At 31.5% G+C, this 1,577-nt stretch carries 2 protein-coding genes; both read left to right on the plus strand.

Annotated elements, in window-relative coordinates; genetic code table 11:
* Nucleotides 1-473, plus strand: a 473-nt coding sequence (locus HMPREF9073_RS01785) for a hypothetical protein (RefSeq protein ID WP_009412276.1), incomplete at its 5' end; no start/stop codon positions are given.
* 2 nt (nucleotides 474-475) lie between these two features.
* The gene (locus HMPREF9073_RS15220; protein ID WP_009412277.1) at nucleotides 476-1,348 is read left to right on the plus strand and encodes a hypothetical protein; all 873 of its coding nucleotides are present in this window, start codon (nucleotides 476-478) and stop codon (nucleotides 1,346-1,348) included.
* The last annotated feature ends 229 nt before the right edge of the window (nucleotides 1,349-1,577 follow it).

Below are 1,577 nucleotides of genomic sequence, written 5' to 3' on the forward strand. Positions count from 1 at the left end.
GTTCTCACAAGAATTTATGCTGCGGAATTAAGGTCTATGATAAATATGGAGAAAATATTGCAACTATTATCGAAAAAATGTACCGCTTAGAAACATCTCATTTTACATCAGGACAATACAAAAAATGTGGTACAGGAGGAATGGAAGCACATGGAGATGCACCATATTATGGATGGGATAAAGCTTTCTTTGAATCGCATCCTCAATATAAACCAATAGGATTATATGGGGCCTATGAGGGTAAAGGGATGAGTGAACACGGAGGGAATCTTCAAGTAAAAAATCGACCAAAGCAATTTGTAAAACTTCCATCTGTAGAGGCAGGTATGATATACAAAGCAGAATATATCATACGACATAATGGGAATTATGCAAGATGGTATTCTTGTGATCCCAATGCTCAAAAAATATATAGACAATCATTGAATGGCATAAAAGCAAAATTCGTTACCAAAATAAAAAACAATAAATAAATATGAAAAAAATAGTATTCTTTCTTATCACTTGTCTGCTTTATTTTTCTTGTAATACGGCATCTCAAAAGCAGCAAATTAAGACATCTACTTCAAATAGAAAAATTGAAAGAGTTGATAGCTTTAAAAGTTGTGATGATAAGTTAAGAGAGTTAATTGTGTCGTCTGTGAACTTTGAGAATCCTTTTAAAACCCACTTAAAAGCAAAAGTCACGGAGAAAGATGATGAAATTTTTACAATAGAGTTGTACGTAGAAGATTCGGGAGTAAATTCCATAAATACAGTCGGTTGGATAAAATTAAATACTCATGAACAGAGTCTGATTGATATCACGAATGACCCTGATGATGGAATACTCTTGCAATATAATAAAGACTTATATAATGACTATATTACAAGATGCCTTCATATAAATTCAGATGGAAAGCTTATAAGGCAGAATGATATAAATTATTGCAAGCTACCTTTTGATTTTAATGATTACTATAACTCTGGGAATACGGATAAAGTTAATAGAGTTTATCCTACTTATACTTATAACCCTAAGGATAATTTATCTAAATTGGTGAAGAGATATTTTGGAATGGAGTATTCATATAATGAGTATTTGTATCTACCACCTATAAATTCTGAGCAAGTCATAATACTATGTAATACTGAAACAGATATTGAAACTTATGATCTAGTGATAGTTGAGAGTAATAGAATTAAATCATCATTAACCATTGGGCATATGGATGGTAATGAAATTATTGATTTTACAATTAGCAGTGATTATCTTATTACTTTATACAAGTATCAAGATGCTACTGTGAAAAGGAAAAAGTGGAAGACTTTTAGGATTAATAAAAATGGAATATTTTATGAGATATAGTTGATTTTCTTTTCTCTTATTATTGTTATACCTCAATTCCGCAGCGTTTTTCCTTGTGAGAAAATTTTATATGTTGAGATGTCTTTTTGGGGCTCTATATGTTGATATGAGGTGCTTCGGTGTTTCTTGGGTCTTTTCTAAGCATAAAATCCCCCACCCAAACCAATGGGGAAGTATGATAACCACAAAAAATACTGTTTATTCAAGGAAGACCTCAGAGTAGTAGGTT

Origin of the sequence: Capnocytophaga sp. oral taxon 326 str. F0382 (assembly GCF_000318295.1) — a bacterium.
GTDB lineage: Bacteria > Bacteroidota > Bacteroidia > Flavobacteriales > Flavobacteriaceae > Capnocytophaga > Capnocytophaga periodontitidis.